The following is a 21,944-nucleotide window of genomic DNA, read 5'->3' as shown; positions in this document are numbered from 1 at the left end:
CTGTTCGCTACGACGATCGAGAGGCACATTTAGAGCGCTCAGGGTTCGGGTGCCAGGTCCGCCACCGCTCACATGCCAGGTCGAACTGAAATGCTGTACGCACTCATTGTTGGCTGCGAAATCGGGTTCTGGATCATTTTGCTTCTTGCTCTTGCACTTCGATACCTGCACCGAAACGAACCCGTCAGCCGAGCGCTACTGTTGTGCCTCCCATTGATCGACGTCTTTCTTCTTGTATTCACCGCGCTCGATTTGCGTGCAGGATCGACCTCGACCTTTGCACATGGTCTTGCTGCTGCCTACATCGGTTTCACCATTGCCTTTGGCGGCTTGGTAGTGCAATGGGCTGACGCGCATTTTGCGCATCTATTTGTCGATGGTCCGAAGCCAGAGCGGGCACCGACTCGCGGCTGGGACCTGGTCCACTATGATCTTGGTCTATGGGTACGCTGTATCATTGCATGCATTGTTACGGTGGCGCTGATTGAAGTGCTCGCTCGTTTTGTCGACAACGGCGACGCCGCAGCCGTTCTGCGGACTTGGCACAAAACTGCATTCGGGTGTGTACTTTTATGGTTTGTTTTTGGACCTGCGTGGAGTCTCGCAACCGCATGGCGCCCCAAATGAACGCAAGCATTTGGCAAAGCACTCTGCTGGTGGTGGCATTTTCAATTGCCGGTACCGCCAATGCGCGTGTTGCAAATGCTGCTAATCACGTCGATACAACAGCCCGCGAGCCCGCAATTCGCGTGACGCTGCTTGGCACTGGGCGCCCAGAACCAGTGATCGATCGTTTCGGCCCGAGCACCCTCATCGAGGCGGGCGGCGAGACCTTGCTGATCGATTGCGGACGCGGGGCCACGCAGCGGCTTTGGCAGCTCGGCATCCCGCTGTCGCGCGTCAGCGCCACCTTTATCACACATCTTCATTCCGACCACACGGTTGGATTGCCCGATCTGTGGTTGACCGGGTGGCTACCGACTGCTTTCGGGCGTCGCGCGGCTCCGCTCCGTGTTTTTGGCCCAACCGGCACACTGGCCATGACCAACGCGCTCACTATCGCATTCGCGTGGGACATCGACCGTCGAGGTCGCGGTGAGGGCCTCCCGCCGGCGGGAATTGCGTTCGACACGCACGATGTGCAGCCGGGCGTCGTGTTCGAACGTCATGGACTTCGAGTGACCGCATTCGCAGTGGATCACGGTGGTTTGCTCGAGCCGGCTTACGGTTATCGCGTCGATTTTCATGGGCGGTCGGTCGTCGTATCGGGCGATACGCGTCCGAGCGAAAACCTGGTTCGTGTGGCGGAGGGAACGGATGTGCTCGTTCACGAGGTGATTGCTGCGCCTATTGCTTTGCTCGAACGGTCGGAGACTGCACGGCGAATCGCCGCCTTCCACACAGCTCCAGAGGAGGCTGGGCGCATATTCACGCGAGTACGACCCCGACTGGCCGTGTACTCACATGTGGTCCTGCTCACCACCGATCCGGCCTATCCCGCGCCGAAAGCGGGCGAGCTCGTGCCGCGAACGCGAACGACCTATGATGGCCCTGTTCAGGTCGGCGAGGATCTCATGGAAATCGAAATCGGCAGCGAGATCAAGGTTTGTCGGCGGGCCAGCAATGACGATCGCAACGAGCCACCACAATGTCCAGCCCGGCCAAACTGATCACGATTCGATTGAGTCATTACTGCGAAAAGGCCCGGTGGGCTCTGGACCGGGCGGGCGTTCCTTACGTCGAAGAAGCCCACATTCCCTTGGTTCATCGAATCTTCACGACTCGCAACAAGGGCAGGACCGTGCCGCTCTTGGTGGTGGGTTCCAATGTGCTCGTCGATTCCCCTGCTATCGTTGCCTATGCAGACAGTTTCGGCGGTGGCGATCTGCTTTATCCAAAAGACGACGCGCGTCGGCAGGAGGTCAACCGATGGGAGTCGTACTTTGATCGGGAGCTCGGTCCCCATGTCCGCCGCTGGCTCTACTCATATCTGCTCGATCGAAGGCGACTGATGATTGACCTGTGGTCCGATGGCGTTCCGGCAATCGAAGCTTGCATGACACCCATCGTTTACCCGCTCGCGCGGCGGCTAATTCGCCGGGGCTATCGAGTCACGGCAGAGGACGCAGCACGATCCCTCGACGCCATCAAAACAGTTTTCTCCAAGGTGGGTGCCAGTCTCGAGGAAGGAAACCAATTCCTCGTCGGCGAGCAATTTACCGCAGCCGATCTGGCTTTTGCGTCGCTGGCTGCGCCATTGTTGCTGCCCCCGACGTGCCCCGCCGCGCTGCCGACTCGAAATCAGCTACCACAATCTTTGTTGGACGGACTGGAAGAATTTCGAACCAGCAAAGCCGGCATGTTTGCCTTGCGGCTTTATGACCAGGCACGACACGATGCGAGACGCGGGCGGGTTACCAGCGTCTGACCAACGAGCAGTAGTCGGGTTGCGCAAATTGCAGGAAGGTATGGCCGTGCGAAAACAAGAAAAAATCGGTTGGGCTGGCGGTTGGGCGGGCGGATTTGTCTGGGTTTTGATTCTCTCGGTCGTGCTCGCTGCGCGTGGCGAAACTCTGAAGGCAATGATTGGCGTGCTGGTTTGCATTGGGGCTCTTGTCGCCATCAAGTATTTGTCGCCCTGGAGGCATCCCAGGACCCCCTATCGGCAGCTCATGCTACCGATCTATGCGGTTTTTCTGGGCGCGATCGCCTGGGGCATATGGTCTTTCGGACCGCGCGAACTGGGCTTGCATGGATGGTGGTCGCTGCTGCTGCTGTTGCCGCTAACGATGCCGCTGTGGCTCATTGGCGATCGACGATGGGAAGACGAATAATAGTCACGGTTGCCATCGTCCTTTGTTTCAATTTGCATGAGCGTTGTACCGATGATCCTGCAGGTCAAAGTCAAGCCGCGATCAAGTCGCTCTGAACTCGTGCAGGAGCGCGACGGGTCCTGGCTGGCCCGGTTGAAGTCGCCGCCGGTTGATGGTCGCGCCAACCAGGAACTGATAGCGCTGGTTGCGCTACACTTCGGCTGCCGAAAGTCTCTGGTCACTATCAAATCCGGATCGCGTGGCCGGACCAAATTGGTCAGTGTCGACCAACCATGACAACTGCAATCTCATCAAGGACCTGCACGTAATGAGCGACATTGAAAAAATCCTCGAGCTACTCGGCCGCATAGAGGAAAATCAGCGCCGTGCGATAAATACGCAGCAAGAGCATCTCCAAATCGCCCAGGCGCAATTGGACCGCAGCAATAAAACAGTCCAGGAGAGCATCGATCTGCAGCGTGCGGCCGTCGCGAGACAAACGCAGGTGACGCGAATCGTCGTCCCGGCCATTGTCATTCTGTTGATCCTGTTGGGATATTTGTTGCTGAAATGGCGCGTGCTTTGAATCGACTCAAGGCGGGTCGATTTCGCATCAGAAAATCATGCTGTTCGCAGCCGCTTACGGTACGCTAATTGCGATCACTCCCAGCGGGAGGCCGCTGCTATGACAAAGTAGGAGGCAATGTGCGTCCAGGTTCGTTGTTTGTTGCGCTGGCGATCGGTTATTGCACTTGCGCGTCTTCGGGTGAGCAGACTTGCAGTGGCGCACCGACCCGAAATGCGAGCGACTTCATATTTGTAGCGGGAGGAAGCCAAGTTCTGGACAAAACGTCCGGACTTATATGGATGCGTTGCCTCGAGGGCCAGTCGTGGACAGGAGACAATTGCGTCGCCGATGATCCGAACGCCGTCAATCCGGGGCCGAATATCAGCTTTGCCGAAGCAAAGGTACTGGCGGCTTCCAGAACGACCGACGAGGAATCCTGGCGATTGCCTTCGAAGTCTGAACTACTGACCTTGCGTGAATCGCGCTGCTACAATCCGTCCTTCAGCCTCATAGTCTTTCCGACCAGGCCGGCTTGGTCGTCAGACGGGTTCTTCTGGACCTCGACTCCGGAGGCAGAAGGTGTCGCACTTGTTTCGGCCATAGGCACCAGCGATGCCTGGTCGAGCACTGACGAATCAAATATCTACCACGTCCGCCTGGTCCGAAACATGCCAAAACCGGGCGAGTAGATCCCGACATGCTGGATGGACCGACGACCGAACCCGACGAGCGTCCCACCGTCGGTGTCGCACACGTTGTTCTGGAGACAGACTGCATGGAAGACTCCGCTCATTTCATGCGAATCGTGGGCATGCGCAGCATTTTTGACGGAGCCGAAGTTTCGGTCTATGAAATGCGTGGTGGCACACATCTGGTCCTGATGCGAAAAGACTCAGTTAGCGCCGGCGCCGCCTCTTTCGATCTCATGGTTGACGATCTTCGAACAATGCATCATCGGTTGGTTCAACATGGACTCAATCCGTCGCCTATCGAAGCCCGTCCGTCGATCGATCACGAGGTATTTGCCGTTCGAGAACCTGCGGGACATATGATTACATTCTTCTCAAGCCATTCGTCAGGACAGCCGATATGACCCGCTCGGTCGATATGCCGGACCAGGCAGTGGCATGAATTCAACGCAGCGCTCCGGTGGCTGAGTACGAACTCGCGCAGCTGAACGTCGCGCGTCTCATCGCGCCGATCGACTCGCCTAGGCTGACGGCTTTTGTCGCGAATCTCGATAGGATCAATGCACTGGCTGAGCAGTCGCCAGGATTTGTCTGGCGACTGCAGACCGAGGACGGTGATGCGACAGCGATTCGACCTTTTGGCGTCGATTACATAGTCAATCTCTCGGTATGGACCGACATCGCTTCGTTACATAGCTATGTGTATCGAACCGCGCATATCGAAGTCATGCGACGGCGCAAGGAGTGGTTCGCACCGATGGGAGAGGCCTATCTGGTGCTGTGGTGGATCGCGGCTGGGCACAAGCCGACGGTCGAGGAAGCCAGGGCCAGGCTCACCGCGTTGCAAGCCAATGGACCATCGTCACAGGCGTTTACGTTCAAGCGCCCTTTCCCGAACCCAGCCGAACAGCAAAGCGCCGACCTTGCGTGCTTTGACGACACTTGCCCCGCCGGTTAGCGAGTGATGAACCTCGATCCGGCCAGTGTATTGCGCGCGGCAGAATCCTCCCTGATACGCCGCAAGGGCCCATCCGGGCGAGTCTGGGAACTGACAGGCTCATCGAAGCGCACCGAGGTCGTTCGAAACCAGCTCCTGCAATGTGTTTTGGCGAACTGTACGCGCGTACTTGTCTGCTACGACGAAGAAGAAGCGCCCGACGCAGCACTTCAGCCACATCTGGCAAACATGGGCCGCGGACGATTCGCCATTACGGGTGGCGCACCCGTCAAATCCTTGCGTGATTGGCTTTACCTCGGCAACTGGCAGATGATGGGTCCCCACGATCCACAGGACCTGGTCGATATCGTGCGTGCATCGGAAGGTCAGGCGGTTCGCTTCGTTGACGAAAACAACCTGGATATCCTGATCGACTCCTTTCACGACGACTCACCATGGGTGGTCGTTCTCGGCCGACAATCGGCCTTGTCCGATTGAGCGAATCGCACGATAGATCAGCGGCGTCCACGAGGTAGCCTTCATGCCGAAGATCAACCTTGATGCCATATCGGTAGAACCTGGTTCAGGCTATCCGGCGCCATTTGACTCCCCGTGCGCACAGCGTCTGCGCCAGCGCCATTGGCACAGCCACGAAGACGAGTTCGTCTACGTCCTGGCGGGCGAGCTCACATTGGTAGAAGACATGGGGCCCACGGTACTCCGCGCAGGCGACTGCGCCGGCTTCCCCAAAGGCACGGGGAATGGCCACCATTTGCAGAATTCCGGCGGCATCGCAGCTGTTTACCTCGAAATCGGATCGCGCCAACCTGACGATTTGGCCACCTGCTCCGATATCGACCTGATGAGCTACAACTCCGATGGCAAGTGGCGGCACAAGGATGGGACAGCCTATTCGTAGATCAAGGCGTCGTTCTAGTGATATGGTGCTAGCATCGCTGCACTAAGCGTATGGGTCTCATGAGTGGCGTTCTGACGCCTAACGCTACGCGGGATGAGCGTGCAACAGAGGCTAGGTAGTTTGCATAGACAAACTTGATTCCTCACGCGCAGTTTCGCATGGGTGTCGGGCGTTGCTCTGGCCTCTTCCTGTTAGTCAAAAGGAGACCAGCCAATGCAAAGCCAATTCGATTCAAAAACAGTTGCGCAATTTGAGAACGAAACCTGGTCGCGCTGTGCCGCCAGTTACATGGATGGGTTCGGTGCGCTGGTTGGCGAGGGGATCACGCCGCTACTGGACGAGGTTGGTGCCAGGAAGGGCGATCGGATTCTCGATGTCGGAACGGGCCCTGGCCTCACTGCGGGAATGGCTGCGAAGCGAGGAGCGAGACCAGTCGGGCTCGATTTTTCCGACACCATGCTTGCTGAAGCCCGGCGAAACTATCCAGACATTGAATTTCGTGTCGGTGCTGCGGAAAAACTACCGTTCGCCGACAACGACTTCGATGTCGTTGTAGGCAATTTTGTACTTCATCACTCCGGTGACCCAGACGCCGTCCTGCGCGAAGCGTTCAGAGTGCTCCGGCCAGGGGGCCGGGTTGGATTTACCGTTTGGGGTGATCCCGGCAAACTTGACGCATTCGGCTTGTTTTTCGCGGCTGTGGAAGAACACGCGGGTGCAGCGGAGCTGCCTCACGGACCGTTGTTTGGCGTCAGCGATTTTGCGGTTTTCGAAAGAATTACCCGCGACGCCGGATTTCGCAATCCCAAAGTGCGCGAGTTGCCAATCGCATGGAAAACCAAATCAATGGATTCGTACTTGGCAGCATTCCGCGACTGGGCGAACATGGTTTTGTTTCCGGCCGATGTGCAGACGGCTATCGAAAAGACTGTAAGGCAGCGCGCGAACGCCTTCATGCAGGGTGACACCTACTCATTGCCAAACCCTGCGATTCTGGTTGCCGCCCGCAAGCCGGGTTGACAACCGTAGGGCAATAATTGAATTGACAGGGTGGCTCAACCGAACGCCGATGCTAAGGACTGATAACGGCCAAACGCTCGCTGCCGTGGCCCATGTCGACGTCAAGCTGGGGCTGGTCAAGCGCTGACAGCCGTGCGAGCATCGCGCCGGTGGCGCAAACCCTGTCGTGTGTGAAATCATGACCAACTATCGATACGTAATCTGCTTGATATTGTCAACGATCGCCGGCTGTGGTGCCGTGGCCGAAGAAAGCCCGCCTGGTTTCGTATCCGAACTGATCGATAAGTCCTCGGCGGCGCCAGTAACCAACCCACCGACCTCGATCTGGCAATACCGGTTTCGCGACCAACTTGTTTTCTATGTGCCGCCCTCATGTTGCGACGAGCCGAGCGCACTTTACGACCAGGACGGTAGAGTCATTTGCAGCCCAGATGGTGGCCTGACCGGCAAGGGCGATGGACGCTGCCCGGACTTTTTCGACGAGCGCACCGAAGAGAAATTACTTTGGCGCGACAAACGGGGGTCCAGAGGCAATGTCATGCCCGCCCCCGCAGAGAGCAAGGAGACCCCGATGAAGCGAATCACCGGAATTGGCGGAATCTTTTTCAAAGCGAAGGATGCGAGCGCCCTACGCGCCTGGTACCGGGAACATCTGGGCATCGATGTAAAAGACTGGGGCGGCGCGGTATTCGAGTGGACCGACAGCGCAGGTCGTCCTGCGAACGGCATGACGACCTGGACAATCAGCAGCGCCGACAGCGATTACTACGCGCCGAGCAAGTCGCCTTTCATGATCAACTATCGCGTTGCGGACCTCCACGCCCTGGTTGCAACGCTCAAATCCGAAGGCTGCCAGGTGCTGGAGAAGATCGAAGAATCAGAATTTGGCAAGTTCGCGTGGGTCATCGATCCGGAAGGCAACAAGATCGAGCTTTGGGAGCCACCGTCGCATTAGCGTTCCGCCACGAGGGCTATCGCCAGACGCTACCCCAATACGCCGCGCGCAGCCATTTTCCGGGCGTAGACGAACAGCGCGATCCCGATTACCACAATGACAAGCGTGAACAGGCTTGGTCCGGCACCGAACAGCGCAAGCGCATCGGACAGGCCGAACTGGTAGAGGAAGGCGACGGCCATGCCAAGCAGCGAGAGTCCGAAGGCATGCACGGCGAAGCGCTGCCGCAGTAGCAGTAAAATGGACCCGGCGAGGGCACCCCAGACGCCGAGGGCCCAGGCGGCGTCTGCCCAGGCTGGAAACGCGCCGAAATAATCGATCTGCTCCGGAGTGAAAGCCTTCAGGTAATTCATGTTCTTCGTCTGTGTCATGAAGTAGTCGACACAGCCGACGGAATTCCAAAGCGTGGCCAATATGCCGACGACCCAAAGGTGCTTGGGTGTTGCGGTGGCAGTCTGTTCGTTCATATGGCCCCCTTTTGTCGTTGTTATGTGGGTGAGACTACTACGCGTGAGGCGACGCGGCAAACCCGAGCTGTCAGCTGGCGCATCACGACTCTATAGGCCTGCCTGCACGATCTCCACCCGCTCGCCATCCGGTCCGCGGAAAACGAAGGCACGTCGTTCGTCCCAGATGCTCAAGGGCAGTGGTCGTCCGACAATTTCGGCAAACCTGGATGCGGAAACGGCATCGAAGACCGCGTCGATGTTCGTCGTGTCGTAGGTGATCATGCAGGCGCCACCGTCGAAACGCCACGCGTCGGGCGTGTCGTCGTCAATCACCTCCGCGGGATAGCCCGTGAGCTCGATTGCACCGAGCCCGGTACCCGGCGCATTGCCTTTAAGGATATGCAGTTGAACGTCGGTCGGCTCGGGCAGTTTCCAGATTCGATGCCAGAAGCCGCGCTCGAAGCGCGATTCGAGCACGGGTTGCATGCCAAGCACGCCAACGTAGAAAGCGCGCGCCCGATCGAAGCGCGTAGTCACCAGAGGCAATTCGAACACGTGGCCGGCACGGGCGTTGCTGGTTGGAAAGCTGCGCCCGGCCGGCTCGGTCAGACCCATGGTGAACGCGAGGTGGGTGCCGCCATGCGCACTCAGGATAAACGCGCGGTGCAGATTGCTGCCGAACTCCGACCAATCCGTGTCGATCGGTGGCTGCAATACGGTAATGCCAGGTAGCTGGCGAAGCTCTTCGTAGAGCGCATCGAGATCGCGCGGCACGATCATTTCGATGCCGGCGAATCGCGATGCAATCGGTCGGCGGCGCGATCGTTCCCGGCCGGCAACGATGCGCACCTGTCCTCTCGTCGTGTCTGCAGGCGCCAAAGTGATGGCTTGCGAACCGGCACTGCCGGGGGCGATGCCCCAGTGTGCGGCGATGTGCTCATCGAGCGCGTGCTGAGCCACCTTGCGCCAGCCGAGGCCTGTGCAGAAGAAATGCTGCAGCGACTCGGGATCGCGCGCGCTGATGGTGATGGTGGTCAGCGTGCGTACGAGCGGTGACACGGCAATCGCGTCAGGCACCGCCTCGCAGCGCCCGTGTTGCTGCTTCGTCCACCTTGAGTGTCGTGGAATCGATGACGACGCCGTAATCCTCGCGCGCCTTTGCGACCGACACGATCCCGTCGCGAACGTCGGCGCTCACCTTTTCGATGGAGCGCTTGCGTGGATCACCGAAGCCCCCGCCGCCGCTTTGGAATATCTCGAACACATCACCTTTGTCGCACTGGAAGAAACTCTCGGTATCGGCCGCCGTTCGAGTGCCACCTTTCTGAAGGTAGACCTCGTGCGGCGGCGCTGCTTTGCCGCCTTCGAGCCCGAAAGGCGCCGTCGATTCGGAAATTCCGCCGCCGAAATTCGCAAGCGGAATGCCATCCGTCTCGATCCGCCAGCGATAGATCGTCCCCATGCCGCCACGCCATTCGCCGGCGCCTGCGCTATCGGGCCAATACTCGTATTGAAGTACCGTGTATGGGTCGACCAGTTCGTGCAGCTCCGGATCCGGCGCACGCAGGCTGCCGGCGCAAAAGGAAGGCGCCAGGTGGTCCCAGCCGTCACTACCCTGCGACGCGCCGCCGCCACCCTTGCACATGAAGTGAATGTCGCCGAAAGGCCGCCCGGTGCGTGGGTTCATACCCATCGAAGCGGGCGCGCACCAACGTGACCAGGCAGCGTCGACCCGATCGGGCGCTGCTTGCGCCAACGCCAGCCACACCGCCTCGACGATGGCCTGGGAGGTCGATACGGTACAACCCGTTACCGGTGCGGGCTCGCGGGGATTGACGATGCTGCCCTCCGGAGCGACCACGTGCAGGGCGCGCAGCGCGCCTTCGTTGAAACGAATGTCGGAACCGAGCGAGAGAAACAGCGCTATGAATGCCGAGGAGGTCGTGTTCGGCAAGGTGCTGTTGACGTAGCCCGCGACCTGCGGATCCGAGCCCTCGAAATCGAACGTAAGGTCGCCGCCCTTGATTTTGATCGCGACGCGAATCGTGATCTGGCGATCCTTGTTGATACCGTCGTGGTCAAGCTTGGCTTCGCCGCGATAAACACCCGATGGCACGGTGCGGATTGCCGCGCGCATCTGTTCCTCCGAGGCGTCGAATATGGCATTGATAGCGGAATCGAGCGTCGATTTGCCGTATTTGTCTAGGAGCGCACGCAGACCCCGTGACCCGATGGTCACTGCGCCGACCTGGCAGTTGAGATCGCCTTCGACGAGGAACGGCAAATGCACATTGAGGAGTATCGTGTCCCACAACGCCTTGTTGGGCTTGCCCGCGATATAGAGTTTGGACGGTGGTATGCGCAGGCCTTCTTCCCAGATGAATTTTGCAGCCGGGTTGTAGCCGGCGACACCGCCACCGCCGACATCGGCATGATGCCCTTTGGATACGGCCCAGAAAGCCACCTTGCCGCCTTGAAGCACCGGCTTGATGATATTGATATCGGGCGGATGATTGTTGCCGGCGCGATAGGGATCGTTGCAGATGAAGACGTCGCCTTCCTGCACATCGTCGCCAAAGGTCGCACGCAACTGGCGTATGACGAATGGGAGTGCACCCATGATCACGGGAATGTAGGCCGTCTGTGCAACGAGCCGCAGTTCGCCATCGAAAATGGCCGTCACGAAATCACGCGCTTCGGAAAAGATTGGCGAGCGCGAGGTGCGAAGCATCGTCTGGCCGATCTCCTTGCTGATCGCATCGAGTCGATTTCCAATGACCGAGACGATGATGGAATCCAGGCGGCGGCGTGCGGTGGTCTTCGGCATGTTCAGCTCCTTCGACTCAGGCGCTTGATCAGCGCGCTTACATTGGAACCCTTTGGATACATGAGGTAATTGTTGAACTCATCGCAACGCAAATCGTAGTCCGGCGGCACGACGATGGTCGTCGTGGGCTGCTGCACGATAGCCGGTCCCTTCACGCCATGGCCGTGCTGCAACTTGAGGCCGTCATACACGGGCGTCTTTACCCACTTGCCGTCGAAATAGGCGTCGCGCTTGCCAACCAATGCCGCTTTCGCCGTGGTACCGGCGCGTCGCGAGCGCTTGAAGGTTGGCTTTGGCGTAAGGCCGCGTGCCGTGACGCGCAGGTTGATGAGTTCGGCCGGCGCACCCTGCATGGCATAGCCGTAGAGCGCATCGTGCCGCTCGTGAAAGCGTGCCAGTGTCTTCGCCATGCGCTTGGCATCGAGGGTGCCATTGAAATCGAGCGGTACCTCGACCTCGTTGAATTGGCCGACGTAGCGCAGATCGGCGCTGTATTCGAGGCGGATATCCTTGCGCGGTACGTGTTCATCGAGCAGCGTTTTCTGCGCGGCGGCAGCCATTTCCCTGAGCAGGCCGACGATTTCCTTGACATCGACCTTGTCGAAATCGCGCGCATAGGTGCGCACGAAATCGTGCTGCAGGTCGGAAATCAGCATCCCGGCGGCGCAAAACACCGAGGATTCGCGAGGTATGAGCACCAATGGGATATCGAGTTCACGCGCAATAGGTGCCGCGTGAATCGGCCCCGCACCGCCGGCAACGATCAGCACGAACTCGCGCGGGTCATAACCACGCTGCACGGATACGACGCCGAGCGCCGCGGCCATATTCGCGTTGATGACCTGGTAGATGCCTTCGGCGGCGCGCGTCACGTCCGTACCCAATGGCTTGGCGACGTGATCGTCCACGGCCTTGCAGGCGCGTTCGTGGTCGAGCGTGAGATTGCCGCCGTGAAAAGCCTGTGCGTCGAGGTAGCCGAGCAGGAAATCCGCATCGGTCACGGTCGGCTGATCGCCGCCGCGACCGTAGCAGGCCGGTCCAGGTTGTGCGCCGGCGCTGGCCGGGCCGACTGCCAGCAACCCGCCTGTGTCGACGCGGGCGATTGAGCCGCCGCCAGCGCCGATCGTGTGTATGTCGAGAATGGGCGAGGCGATGCGATGTTCGCCAATGGAGCCTTCGGTCGTGACGGTCGGCCGTCCGTCTTTCACGAGTGCGACGTCGAACGATGTCCCGCCCATGTCGACAGTGATGACATTGCGAAATCCGTGTGTGCTGCCGTAGAACACACCGGCGCCCGGTGCGCCAGCGGGCCCTGAAAGCAATGTATTGGAAGCAAAGCGCTGCGCGACCTGCGGCGACATGACGCCGCCATTCGACTGCATGATCAGCAAAGTGCCCTTGTAACCGCGCCGTTCGAGTTCTTTCTCGAGGCGCGACAGGTAGCGCGTGAGGATCGGACCTGAATAGGCATTGAGTGCCGTGGTGCTATGCCGCTCGTAGACGCGAATCTGCGGCAGTATCTCGACCGACAGCGAGATGTAGACGCCGGGTAGCGCAGACTCGAGAATTTCGCGCGTGCGCAGCTCGTGCGCCGGGTTGAGGAAGGACCACAGGTAGGAGACGGCAACGGCTTCGACCTTATCGCGCTTGAAGACCTCGGCGGCGGCGCGAACATCGCCTTCGTTGAGCGGCACCGCGACGCTGCCGTCGACCAGTACTCGTTCCTCGACCGGACAGGTAAGGCGGCGCGGGACCAATGGCGCCGGTGGCGCATAACGCTCGAACTGCCGCTCCTTCAGGCCGCGGCGCATATTGAGGACGTCGCGAAATCCTTTGGTGGTAACGAAACCGGTGCGCGCACCCGTTCCGGTCAACACCGCATTCGTGGTGATCGTCGTGCCATGCACGATGGTGTCGACCTTGTCGAGGAACTGCTGCAACGTCAGGTCATGGTCGCGAGCGGCCTGTTCGAGCCCGTCGAAGAAGCCAATGGTCGGGTTATCCGGCGTCGTGGAGGACTTGTAGACGCGTGCGTCCTTGCCCTTCGCCGAAACCAGGAAATCGGTGAACGTGCCACCGACGTCTACGCCAATTCTGAATGCCATCGTGCGGACCCCGTGAGGTTATTTGCGCGGTTTCTTCCAGAAGAACGTCTGGCAGGGTGTGCCAGTTACACGCCCCTCGGCATCGAAATCGCCGTAGCGGCCGCTCATCACCGGCAATCCCCACTCGCGCGGCATGACGTCGAACCACAACGACGTATGACCGCAGTAGTAGGGTACGCCCGCCTTGCCAAACGTCCACTCGCGCGGCTCCTCGGTAACACCATGTTGCAGCGGATGACGATTGTCGCCCTTGAGCTTGCCTTCCTGCATCAAGCGCTGTCCGCTCGGGCAATAGTCCAGATGAAAGGTAATCTTGTCGTCGTCTTCATCGACGCGGAATTTGTAGCGGTGCGAGCGCAGGAACATGGCATAGAGTCCGGCCATGGCTTCGACACCGCCGGTCTTGACGGTATGTTCGTAGACCGGACGCCAGAGCCTTTCGCCCAGGTATCGCCAGGCTTTCTCGACACCCGCTTCGCCGAGCTCCTCCTTGATGAAATCGCAGAACGTGGCGCACATGTCGCCGTAGAAATCATGAATTGGCAGCGCCTCGGCCAATACGCCGTCGACGGCGGCGACCGCATCGTTTACACCCTGTTCGCGGATTGCGGTCACAGCGCGTTCTCGTGCTGTCATGGTCCATTCGGGACGGGGATTGCTCTGGCTCATCAGCTGTCCTTTCCTGAAAATGCGGCGTCAGGTTGCGGTGGCATTGCGGCCACCCCGGTAGCATACTTTAAGCTTATAACAATTTTGCAGGCACCGGAGTTACACCATGCCCAAGCCAGCGCCGGCCGCGTCCGTCGGCGTCGCCCGTGATGCCGAAGAGCAGCTGTTCGAGACCAATTCCGGCATCGAGATCGAGGCACTGTACGGTCCTGGGCATCTCGAAGCCCTCGACCCCGAACGGGATCTCGGTCAGCCCGGCGAATACCCGTTCGTACGTGGCCCCTATCCCGGCATGTACCGCAGCCGCATCTGGACACGCCGCTTCCAGGTCGGCTTCGGCTCGCCGCAGGAGACCAACCAGCGCATACGCTACCTGCACGAGAATGGTGCCAACGGCTTCGTCATTACCATCGACCTGCCCACTTCCTACGGGTTCGATTCAGACGACGAGATCGCCGACGGTGAAGTCGGGGTGACCGGCGTTGCGATCAGCACGCTCGAGGACATGGCGGCGCTCTACGACGGCTTCGGACCGGACAAGGTCTCGTATGCATTGTCGATCCGGCCGCCGGTCTCGAGCGTCACGCTCGCCATGCTGGCCTGTGTCGCAGAAGACAAGAACGTACCCCTCGAGAGCGTTATCGGCACCCAGCAGAACGATCCGTTCTTCCAGATGAGCGGCGGACCTCTGCAGACCATCACGCAGTTCTTTCCACTCGAGGGTACGCTGCGACTGTGCATCGACAACATCGAATTCATCTCGACACGCATGCCGCGCCTCAACTGGATGGTGACCAACGGCTACAACCTCCGCGAGACCGGCGTCAACGCAATCGAGGACGGCGCGTTCACGCTGGGACATGCCTTCGATGTTTATCGCATGGCGCGCGAGCGAGGCCTCGATGTCAACGTGTTCGCTCGTCGCGCGTCGTTCTTTCTCTCGGCATCGATCGACTTCTTCGAGGAAGCCGCCAAGTTTCGCGCCATGCGGCGCATTTACGCACGCACCATGCGCGAAGAATTCGGCGCCACGAATCCGGAGTGCTGGCGGCTGCGGTTCTCGGTGCAAACGGCGGGCAATACGCTGACGACGCAACAGCCCGAGGTCAATATCGTACGGGCGGCCTACGAAGCGATGGCCGCGGTACTTGGTGGTGCACAATCGGTGCACCTGTGCTCCTACGACGAGGGTCATGGCCTGCCGACTGAGGAGTCATCGCGCATTGCGCTCAGGACACAGCAGGTGCTGGCCTATGAGACCGGTGTCACCAAGACGATCGATCCACTCGCGGGATCCTATTACGTCGAGGCGCTCACCAATCGGATCGAAGAGGCGATTCTCGCCAAACTGCAGACGGTGCGTGACCTCGGCGGCATGAGTGCCGCCGTGCGCGAGGGCTGGCTCGAGGGGCAGATCAATCAGGCGCGATATCGCAACCAGGAATCGATCGACAGCGGCAGGCGGCCGCTGGTCGCCGTCAATCGCTTCACGATTCCGGCACAGGAGGAAAGGCCGGTTGAGGTGCACAAGATCCGCGCCGACGAATGGGGCGCAAGGCGCGGCGAATATCTTCGGCGCTATCGCATACAACGCGATGCGACGCGCTGGGGCGAGGCGCTCGCGCAACTCGAGTCGGCATGGCAGCGCCGCGAGAATATGGTGCCCGTGATCATGAATGCGCTTCGCAACAAGGCGACCATGGGCGAGATCCACGAAGCGATGCGCCGCGCACAGAAAACCGCTGTTCGTCAGGAGTAAACCCATGGGCGCACCGAGAAGACTGCTGCTCGCGAAGACCGGGCTCGATTGTCACGATACCGGCATCGTGACCGTCGCACAGAAGCTCAGGGAAGCCGGTTATGAAGTCATCTACCTCGGGCTGCATAACAATGCGCGGGAAGTCGTCAAGGCGGCCATCGAGGAGCATGTCGACGGGATCGGACTCAGCTACCTGTCCGGCCAGCACATGACCCAGATGCGGCGACTGATCGATGCCATGCGCGCCGAGAAGCTTTCGCTGCCGGTGTTCTGCGGCGGCGTCATCCCGGCGGACGATGTAGCTGCGTTGAAGGACATGGGCGTCGCGGAGGTCATTCCGCCCGGCACGCTGACAGCCGATCTCCTCGAGCGCGTCGCGAACGCGTTGCGGCAACCACTGGCGGTCTGACGGATCGCGGCAAAAAGCCAGATGCCCATGACGCTGGATGACATACCGCGCCGCAACGCCTTGCGTTTTCCGCATCGACCCGCGCTGCGCATGGGTGATCGCAGTGCCACCTGGGCGGAGCTCGACGCCCGTGTCGATCGACTGGCGGGAGCGATGCGCGCTCAGGGACTCAGGCAAGGCGATCGCGTCGCGGTGCTGCTCGGCAATTGCCCGGAATATCTTGAAATCTACTTCGCCTGCGCCCGTAGCGGCTGCATCGCCGTCCCCGTCAACTACCGACTGACTGCAGCGGACGCACTGGTCCTGTTGCGTCATGCCAGGCCGGCGCTGTTGATATCGAGTGTCGAGTATGCGGCTACGGTTGATGTGCTGCGCGGTGCACTTGGCGACTCTATTGTGGTCTGGAACGTTGCGAAAGAGGGGTTGCGCGATGCACGATCCTACGAGGCGATCATCGCGGCTGGCGATGCCAGGCCCCGCGAATCGTCCGCGACCGAAACCGATTGCTTCGCCATTTTCTATACCAGCGGAACGACCGGCTTGCCCAAGGGGGCAATGGTCTCGCACCTCAACCTCGTGGCTAACGGCTACAACCAACTGATTGCCGACGCCGCGCGTGCCGATGACGTGAATCTGGTCGCGACGCCGCTTTATCACATGGGCGCGGTGTTCATGGCGGTTACCTACATGATGATCGGCGCACCACAGATCATCCTGCCGCAATTTACGCCGCAGGCCTGGCTCAGCGCCTTGCAGCGCGAACGCGCAACCGTGTCTTTGCTCATCTCGACCATGATCAATGCGGTCCTGAACGATCCGCAGGCCGATCGGGCCGACATGAGTTCGCTGCGACTCGTCTTCTACGGCGGCGGACCCATGCCGCCGGCGGTGCTCAAGCGCGCCATCCTGCGTTGGAACTGCGGGTTCACACAGGGCTATGGACTTACGGAAACCCTGGAGGCGACATTCCTGGTGGCTGCCGATCACGTGCTCGATGACGCGCCGCGGCGTCTCGAGCGCCTTGCCTCCGCCGGTCGTGAAGCCGTCGGCGCCGAGATCCGCATCGTTGATGACAAAGGTCGTGACTGCGAAACCGGCGCCATCGGCGAGGTGCTGGTGCGTTCGAAGTCGGTGATCGCAGGTTACTGGGACGCGCCGGATGAAACCGCCGCCGCCATTCGAGACGGATGGTTTCATACCGGCGATCTCGGCTATCTCGACGAGGAACGTTACCTGTTCCTGGTCGATCGCAAAAAGGACATGGTGATCAGCGGCGGCGTCAATATCTACACCAAGGAAATTGAAGCCCATCTGTTTGCACACCCGGCGGTGGCCGAAGCCGCCGTATTCGGTCTTCCGGATGATCACTGGGGAGAGATTGTCTGCGCTGCCGTCGTAATGAAACCTGACATGACCCTCGACGAGCCGGCGATCGTGGCGCACTGCCGCGAAGGCCTTGCCGCCTTCAAGAAACCGAAGCGCGTGTTCTTCCTCGATGAGCTGCCCAAGAATCCGAGCGGCAAGGTCCTGAAGCGCGAGCTGCGCAAAGCGCTGCAGGGTTGAGCATGGTCGACACCGATTCCTCCACGCTTGCGGCGGCCATACGCAGGGGCGAGCGACGCGCGATCGCCCGAGCCATCACACTCGCGGAGAATGATCGGTCCGCCATGCGCGCGCTCGCGCCCGGCCTCAGCGCCGGGCTGGGCAGGGCGCGACGCATCGGGCTGACGGGTCCGCCGGGCGCCGGCAAGTCGACGCTGACAATGCGTCTCGCGGCGCGCCTTGGCACGCTTGGCAACTCGGTGGCCGTGATCGCCATCGACCCGTCGAGCCCGTACAGCCATGGCGCGTTGCTTGGCGATCGCATCCGCATGGCTGCCGTCGCAGGCGATGAGCGGGTATTCATACGCAGCATGGCCAACCGCGGCACGCTGGGCGGCCTTGCCGCGGCGAGCGCCGATGCGGCCGACATCTTCGATGCCGCCGGGTATCAATACATTCTCATCGAGACCGTCGGCGTCGGCCAGAGCGAAATCGAAATCGCGCGGGCGACCGATTGCACGATTGTTGTCGTTACACCGGAGTCGGGCGATGAAGTCCAGGCAGCGAAGGCCGGACTGCTGGAAATCGCCGACCTGCTGGTCGTCAACAAGGCGGACCGGCCGGCAAGCGATGCCATGGTCGCGACTTTGCAGTCGATGCTCGATGGCCGTCGGCAGGATCTTGCACCGCAGGCGTGGCTCCCGCAGCTGTTGTCTACGGTGGCGACCGATGATCGCGGAACGGATCGCCTGTGCGATGCGATCGAGCGCCATCAGGCACACCAGCAACAAACGGGCTTGCTCGCCGAGCGCCGATTGCAGCGCATATGTCGACGGTTGGAATCGGCTACCAATAGCTTGCTCGTCGAGCGGTTCTGGTCGAGCGAGAGGCGCGCGCGACTGGACCGCCTGGCGATCGATATTGCCGCCGGGCATCGTGACATTGCCGGCGCGATCGAGACCATCACGGGAGATAACGAGTGACTGACAGCTACACGGCGCCCGTCGAGGAACTCAACTTCATCCTGAACGACGTGCTCGGCTGCGAGTCGCTATTGGAACTGCCTGCGTTTGCAGACCTCGATCGCACCATGGTCGACTCGGTCTTGACCGAAGGCGCGCGCTTTTGCGAGCAGGTGCTGGCGCCTCTGAATGCAGCAGGCGATGCCCAACCCGCGTTCCTCGAGGCGGGGCGCGTTCGGATGCCAACGGGCTACCATGCGGCATACCGGCAATTTGCGGCCGATGGCTGGCTCGGGCTCGACCTGCCGCCCGCCTGCGGCGGACAGGGTCTGCCGCGAACGGTGCAAGCCGCGTTTGCCGAAATGGTCAATGGCGCCTGTGTCGCCTTCGCCATGCTGCCAGTGACACAACGCGCCGCGGCCCGGCTGCTGATGGCGCATGGCAGCGAGGCGCTGAAGGCGAAGTGGCTCGAGCCATTGGTGCGAGGCGAGGTCGGTGCAACGATCGTCATCACCGAGGCCGGGGCCGGCTCCGATGTCGGTCGCATCGCAACGCTCGCAACTCCTGCCGGTGACGGACGCTACCTGCTCAACGGCACGAAGATCTTCATCAGCAACGGCGACCAGGATCTGACCAACGGTATCCTGCACATGGTGCTCGCACGTACGCCCGACGCTCCGGCCGGGACACGCGGCCTGTCGTTGTTCCTCGTGCCAGCGCATCCAGACCACACGCAGGTAGTGCGTCTCGAGCACAAGATGGGGCTCAAGGGTTCACCCACCTGCGTGCTGAATTTCGACGGCGCGAGCGGCTGGCCGCTGGGTGAAAGCGGCAGGGGCCTCAATGCGCTCTTTACGATGGTCAACACCATGCGCCTGGAGGTTGGCGTACAAGCGGTCGCCCTGGCCGGTGCTGCGCTCGCGAAGGCGCTGCGTTATGCCGTGGAACGCCGGCAGGGAGGCGCGCCGGATGGGCCAGCCGTTTCGCTCATCAAGCACGCCGATGTGCGGCGCATGCTCCTCGAGATGCGCGCACGCACGACTGCGTTTCGTGCACTGACGCTCGAAGCCGCCCTGCAGCTCGACATTGCGGATAATCACCCGGGAGCGGATGAGGCCGAACGCGCGCGACGACGTGCGGAGTGGCTCCTGCCCATCTGCAAAGCGGGCGGCACCGAGGCCGGCATGCGCGTGACCAATCTGGCGGTGCAACTTTTTGGCGGCCACGGTTACGTACACGAGTCGGGCGTCGAGCAGTACGTACGCGATGGCCGCGTCGGCGCGATCTACGAAGGCACGAACGGTATCCAGGCGCTCGATCTGATCCAGCGCAAGCTCATGAGCGATGGCGGTGAGCGCTATCATGATTTCGTGACACGCATCCGTCGCGATATCGATGCCGCTGCGACGCCGGCCGTTGAACCGCTGGCGACACGCCTCGCCACGACGCTCGATGACTGCGATGCCGCAGTGGCCGGTCTCATCGCGTCAGGTGGACGCAAGGACGCCGAAGCATTGCGCCGGATCGAGTCGGCAGCGACGCCATTGCTCGAGCTCATGGCGCTGCTGGGTGGCGGGTGGATGATGCTTCGGGTTGCGGCGGCGTCGCGTAGTGAAAGCGCGGCGGATCGTGCCCGGATCGCGGCCGCTGATTTCTACGGACAGTACCTCCTGCCGGAAGCCAAGGTTGCTTTGGCTCGCATTGCCGCCGGCCATCGTGCTCTCGATACGCTCGCCGACCACGAGTTTGGCGCCGGCCTGGTGAATGAATGACGGCTCTGCCGCATGTTCACGCGACCGTTGTACACATGCTCGATGCGACCGCGCGTGCCCATGGAGAACGCGAAGCACTCGTCTGCGGTAGCGAGCGCCTGAGCTACGAAGCCTATCGTGCCGCCGTTGCAGGGTTTGCGAACGAGTTGCGCCGTCTCGACCTCGCCGGCAAACGCATTGCACTGGTGCTGGGCAATTCGATCGATATCTGCATCGCGATGTTTGCCGTCCACGCGGCCGGCGCAGTTTGTGTGCCGCTCAACCCGATCTACACGATTCATGAGCTCGGACCGATACTCGAGGATGCCGATCCCGCGGCAATTGTTTTCTCAGAGAGCCTGGGCGCCACGCTCCATCCCGTGCTCGATCGACTCGCTGTCGGTGCACGGTTTGCAATTGGCAGTGCCGTCGGAAGCCGCAGATTGCATCACGCTGCCGCGGACGAGTCGTTGCCCGAGCCCATGCCGGCGGCAGCGGACATCGCCACGCTGCAATACACCGGCGGCACGACCGGCCGCTCCAAGGGGGCGATACTCACGCACGGTGCGATTGCAACCAATATCAGCCAACGGCAAGCGCTGGTTCCGACGGGTACGGGAGGTGAGCGCATCCTCTGCACGATGCCGCTTTTTCATGTGTATGCGGTTGCGATGTGTCTGCACAATGCGGTCTACAGCGCGGCAACGTTGGTGATTCTGCCGCGATTCACGGCCGATGCCGTTTTCGCCACGCAGGAGAGCGAACGCTTCACGATTCTCGCGGGCAGCCCGACGGTCTTCACGGCCTTGATGGCCGACCCGAGATTCGCCGCCGGGCGTTTCGAGCACATTCGCATGAGCTATTCCGGTTCGGCGCCGTTGCCTGCGGCGCTACTCGGGAAGTGGGAGGATTTGACCGGCGCGCCGGTGCTCGAGGGCTATGGATTATCCGAGTCCGGCCCGGTACTGAGTTTCAATCCATCGCAGGGCGTACGCAAACCGCTGTCAGTTGGGCTGCCGGTGCCGGGGACGCAACTGCAGATCGTCGATGCCATCGAAGGCGAGCGCGTGCTCGGTATCGGCGAGATCGGTGAAATTCGCGTGCGTGGACCGCAGATCATGCGGGGATATCGCAATCGCCCCGAGGAAACCGCCGCCGCGTTGCGCGATGGCTGGCTTTATACCGGTGATCTTGGCGAGCTCGACGCGGATGGGTACCTCTATATCCGCGATCGCAAGAAGGACATGATTCTGGTCTCCGGCTATAACGTCTATCCGCGCGAAGTGGAAGAGGTGTTGTTTGGGCACCCTGATGTGCTCGAAGGGGCGGTCATCGGTGTGCCGGATGACTACCGTGGCAACAGCGTGAAGGCGTTCGTCGTCGTCCGTGAAGGCCAAGGGCTCGACGAAAAGGCGCTCGACCGCTGGTGTCGGGAGCGACTCGCAGCCTACAAGGTGCCGCGCATATACGAATTCATCCAGGCCCTGCCGAGGACGCCCGTCGGCAAGATCGATCGCAAACAGCTGCGCGCATGAAAAAGCCGGCCACCCTTTCGGATGGCCGGCCGGGT

23 protein-coding genes are annotated in these 21,944 nt (G+C 60.9%); 18 read left to right on the top strand and 5 right to left on the bottom strand.

Annotated features, from left to right (window positions below):
* Positions 1 to 90: 90 nt before the first annotated feature.
* From R3E77_16640 to R3E77_16585, 12 genes are all read left to right on the top strand, one after another.
* Positions 91 to 627: a hypothetical protein gene (locus tag R3E77_16640; protein ID MEZ5501046.1), complete on the top strand. Its 537-nt coding sequence runs from the start codon at positions 91 to 93 to the stop codon at positions 625 to 627.
* Positions 624 to 1,670: an MBL fold metallo-hydrolase gene (locus R3E77_16635; protein ID MEZ5501045.1), complete on the top strand. Its 1,047-nt coding sequence runs from the start codon at positions 624 to 626 to the stop codon at positions 1,668 to 1,670. The genes R3E77_16640 and R3E77_16635 overlap by 4 nt, the downstream gene beginning before the upstream one ends.
* Positions 1,649 to 2,428 (top strand): glutathione S-transferase family protein, encoded by a 780-nt coding sequence (locus tag R3E77_16630; GenBank protein ID MEZ5501044.1) that lies wholly within the window; start codon positions 1,649 to 1,651, stop codon positions 2,426 to 2,428. Before R3E77_16635 ends, R3E77_16630 begins: the two co-directional genes overlap by 22 nt.
* 46 nt (positions 2,429 to 2,474) lie before the next feature.
* Entirely contained in the window at positions 2,475 to 2,834 is a 360-nt protein-coding gene (locus tag R3E77_16625; GenBank protein MEZ5501043.1) for a hypothetical protein, read from the top strand.
* Between the two features lie 307 nt (positions 2,835 to 3,141).
* Positions 3,142 to 3,399: a hypothetical protein gene (locus R3E77_16620; GenBank protein MEZ5501042.1), complete on the top strand. Its 258-nt coding sequence runs from the start codon at positions 3,142 to 3,144 to the stop codon at positions 3,397 to 3,399.
* 119 nt (positions 3,400 to 3,518) lie between these two features.
* On the top strand, positions 3,519 to 4,070 hold the full coding sequence (locus R3E77_16615; protein ID MEZ5501041.1) for a DUF1566 domain-containing protein: 552 nt from the start codon (positions 3,519 to 3,521) through the stop codon (positions 4,068 to 4,070).
* An 86-nt stretch (positions 4,071 to 4,156) separates the two neighbouring features.
* Positions 4,157 to 4,474, top strand: a complete 318-nt coding sequence (locus tag R3E77_16610) for a glyoxalase/bleomycin resistance/dioxygenase family protein (GenBank protein ID MEZ5501040.1) — start codon at positions 4,157 to 4,159, stop codon at positions 4,472 to 4,474.
* Positions 4,475 to 4,530: 56 nt separating this feature from the next.
* The gene (locus tag R3E77_16605; protein ID MEZ5501039.1) at positions 4,531 to 5,028 is read left to right on the top strand and encodes a DUF3291 domain-containing protein; all 498 of its coding nucleotides are present in this window, start codon (positions 4,531 to 4,533) and stop codon (positions 5,026 to 5,028) included.
* 6 nt (positions 5,029 to 5,034) lie between these two features.
* Positions 5,035 to 5,505 (top strand): hypothetical protein, encoded by a 471-nt coding sequence (locus tag R3E77_16600; protein ID MEZ5501038.1) that lies wholly within the window; start codon positions 5,035 to 5,037, stop codon positions 5,503 to 5,505.
* A gap of 43 nt (positions 5,506 to 5,548) precedes the next feature.
* Positions 5,549 to 5,926, top strand: a complete 378-nt coding sequence (locus R3E77_16595; GenBank protein MEZ5501037.1) for a cupin domain-containing protein — start codon at positions 5,549 to 5,551, stop codon at positions 5,924 to 5,926.
* Between the two features lie 213 nt (positions 5,927 to 6,139).
* A complete protein-coding gene (locus R3E77_16590) occupies positions 6,140 to 6,946 on the top strand; it encodes a class I SAM-dependent methyltransferase (GenBank protein ID MEZ5501036.1) in 807 nt (268 codons plus the stop codon).
* Positions 6,947 to 7,124: 178 nt separating this feature from the next.
* Positions 7,125 to 7,901 (top strand): VOC family protein, encoded by a 777-nt coding sequence (locus R3E77_16585; GenBank protein ID MEZ5501035.1) that lies wholly within the window; start codon positions 7,125 to 7,127, stop codon positions 7,899 to 7,901.
* A 29-nt stretch (positions 7,902 to 7,930) separates the two neighbouring features.
* Here the strand turns inward: R3E77_16585 and R3E77_16580 are convergent, their stop codons facing one another.
* The 5 genes from R3E77_16580 to R3E77_16560 form a co-directional block, all read right to left on the bottom strand.
* Entirely contained in the window at positions 7,931 to 8,368 is a 438-nt protein-coding gene (locus tag R3E77_16580) for a hypothetical protein (GenBank protein MEZ5501034.1), read from the bottom strand.
* A 90-nt stretch (positions 8,369 to 8,458) separates the two neighbouring features.
* Positions 8,459 to 9,427, bottom strand: coding sequence for a VOC family protein (locus tag R3E77_16575; protein ID MEZ5501033.1), 969 nt, complete (start codon positions 9,425 to 9,427; stop codon positions 8,459 to 8,461).
* Positions 9,420 to 11,177 carry a hydantoinase B/oxoprolinase family protein gene (locus R3E77_16570; protein ID MEZ5501032.1) on the bottom strand — a complete coding sequence of 586 codons (1,758 nt, stop codon included), beginning with the start codon at positions 11,175 to 11,177 and terminating at the stop codon, positions 9,420 to 9,422. Before R3E77_16570 ends, R3E77_16575 begins: the two co-directional genes overlap by 8 nt.
* Positions 11,178 to 11,179: 2 nt before the next feature.
* Positions 11,180 to 13,282, bottom strand: coding sequence for a hydantoinase/oxoprolinase family protein (locus tag R3E77_16565; protein MEZ5501031.1), 2,103 nt, complete (start codon positions 13,280 to 13,282; stop codon positions 11,180 to 11,182).
* An 18-nt stretch (positions 13,283 to 13,300) separates the two neighbouring features.
* Positions 13,301 to 13,951 (bottom strand): hypothetical protein, encoded by a 651-nt coding sequence (locus tag R3E77_16560; protein ID MEZ5501030.1) that lies wholly within the window; start codon positions 13,949 to 13,951, stop codon positions 13,301 to 13,303.
* Positions 13,952 to 14,057: 106 nt separating this feature from the next.
* Here R3E77_16560 and R3E77_16555 point away from each other — a divergent pair, with 106 nt between their 5' ends.
* Genes R3E77_16555 through R3E77_16530 form a run of 6 tightly spaced genes read left to right on the top strand, consistent with a single transcriptional unit; the run spans position 14,058 to position 21,909 of the window.
* Positions 14,058 to 15,710 carry an acyl-CoA mutase large subunit family protein gene (locus R3E77_16555; protein MEZ5501029.1) on the top strand — a complete coding sequence of 551 codons (1,653 nt, stop codon included), beginning with the start codon at positions 14,058 to 14,060 and terminating at the stop codon, positions 15,708 to 15,710.
* A gap of 4 nt (positions 15,711 to 15,714) precedes the next feature.
* Positions 15,715 to 16,119 carry a cobalamin-dependent protein gene (locus R3E77_16550; GenBank protein ID MEZ5501028.1) on the top strand — a complete coding sequence of 135 codons (405 nt, stop codon included), beginning with the start codon at positions 15,715 to 15,717 and terminating at the stop codon, positions 16,117 to 16,119.
* Between the two features lie 21 nt (positions 16,120 to 16,140).
* Positions 16,141 to 17,682, top strand: a complete 1,542-nt coding sequence (locus tag R3E77_16545; GenBank protein ID MEZ5501027.1) for a long-chain fatty acid--CoA ligase — start codon at positions 16,141 to 16,143, stop codon at positions 17,680 to 17,682.
* A 2-nt stretch (positions 17,683 to 17,684) separates the two neighbouring features.
* Positions 17,685 to 18,644 carry a methylmalonyl Co-A mutase-associated GTPase MeaB gene (meaB, locus tag R3E77_16540; GenBank protein MEZ5501026.1) on the top strand — a complete coding sequence of 320 codons (960 nt, stop codon included), beginning with the start codon at positions 17,685 to 17,687 and terminating at the stop codon, positions 18,642 to 18,644.
* The gene (locus R3E77_16535; GenBank protein ID MEZ5501025.1) at positions 18,641 to 20,395 is read left to right on the top strand and encodes an acyl-CoA dehydrogenase; all 1,755 of its coding nucleotides are present in this window, start codon (positions 18,641 to 18,643) and stop codon (positions 20,393 to 20,395) included. The genes meaB and R3E77_16535 overlap by 4 nt, the downstream gene beginning before the upstream one ends.
* Entirely contained in the window at positions 20,392 to 21,909 is a 1,518-nt protein-coding gene (locus tag R3E77_16530) for a long-chain fatty acid--CoA ligase (GenBank protein ID MEZ5501024.1), read from the top strand. The genes R3E77_16535 and R3E77_16530 overlap by 4 nt, the downstream gene beginning before the upstream one ends.
* Positions 21,910 to 21,944: the final 35 nt, after the last annotated feature.

The organism is Steroidobacteraceae bacterium, from assembly GCA_041395505.1.
Lineage (GTDB): Bacteria > Pseudomonadota > Gammaproteobacteria > Steroidobacterales > Steroidobacteraceae > JAWLAG01.
This window is presented reverse-complemented; position numbering and strand designations above follow the sequence as displayed.

Bases quoted from the DNA above. Each gene is read 5' to 3' on its own strand.
- R3E77_16530 (MEZ5501024.1), top strand. From the start codon at position 20,392: ATGACGGCTCTGCCGCATGTTCACGCGACCGTTGTACACATGCTCGAT.
- R3E77_16610 (MEZ5501040.1), top strand. From the start codon at position 4,157: ATGGAAGACTCCGCTCATTTCATGCGAATCGTGGGCATGCGCAGCATT.
- R3E77_16590 (MEZ5501036.1), top strand. From the start codon at position 6,140: ATGCAAAGCCAATTCGATTCAAAAACAGTTGCGCAATTTGAGAACGAA.
- R3E77_16545 (MEZ5501027.1), top strand. From the start codon at position 16,141: ATGCCCATGACGCTGGATGACATACCGCGCCGCAACGCCTTGCGTTTT.
- R3E77_16570 (MEZ5501032.1), bottom strand. From the start codon at position 11,177: ATGCCGAAGACCACCGCACGCCGCCGCCTGGATTCCATCATCGTCTCG.
- R3E77_16550 (MEZ5501028.1), top strand. From the start codon at position 15,715: ATGGGCGCACCGAGAAGACTGCTGCTCGCGAAGACCGGGCTCGATTGT.
- R3E77_16585 (MEZ5501035.1), top strand. From the start codon at position 7,125: ATGACCAACTATCGATACGTAATCTGCTTGATATTGTCAACGATCGCC.
- R3E77_16600 (MEZ5501038.1), top strand. From the start codon at position 5,035: ATGAACCTCGATCCGGCCAGTGTATTGCGCGCGGCAGAATCCTCCCTG.
- R3E77_16565 (MEZ5501031.1), bottom strand. From the start codon at position 13,282: ATGGCATTCAGAATTGGCGTAGACGTCGGTGGCACGTTCACCGATTTC.
- R3E77_16620 (MEZ5501042.1), top strand. From the start codon at position 3,142: ATGAGCGACATTGAAAAAATCCTCGAGCTACTCGGCCGCATAGAGGAA.
- R3E77_16580 (MEZ5501034.1), bottom strand. From the start codon at position 8,368: ATGAACGAACAGACTGCCACCGCAACACCCAAGCACCTTTGGGTCGTC.
- meaB (MEZ5501026.1), top strand. From the start codon at position 17,685: ATGGTCGACACCGATTCCTCCACGCTTGCGGCGGCCATACGCAGGGGC.
- R3E77_16630 (MEZ5501044.1), top strand. From the start codon at position 1,649: ATGTCCAGCCCGGCCAAACTGATCACGATTCGATTGAGTCATTACTGC.
- R3E77_16640 (MEZ5501046.1), top strand. From the start codon at position 91: ATGCTGTACGCACTCATTGTTGGCTGCGAAATCGGGTTCTGGATCATT.
- R3E77_16595 (MEZ5501037.1), top strand. From the start codon at position 5,549: ATGCCGAAGATCAACCTTGATGCCATATCGGTAGAACCTGGTTCAGGC.
- R3E77_16560 (MEZ5501030.1), bottom strand. From the start codon at position 13,951: ATGAGCCAGAGCAATCCCCGTCCCGAATGGACCATGACAGCACGAGAA.
- R3E77_16555 (MEZ5501029.1), top strand. From the start codon at position 14,058: ATGCCCAAGCCAGCGCCGGCCGCGTCCGTCGGCGTCGCCCGTGATGCC.
- R3E77_16635 (MEZ5501045.1), top strand. From the start codon at position 624: ATGAACGCAAGCATTTGGCAAAGCACTCTGCTGGTGGTGGCATTTTCA.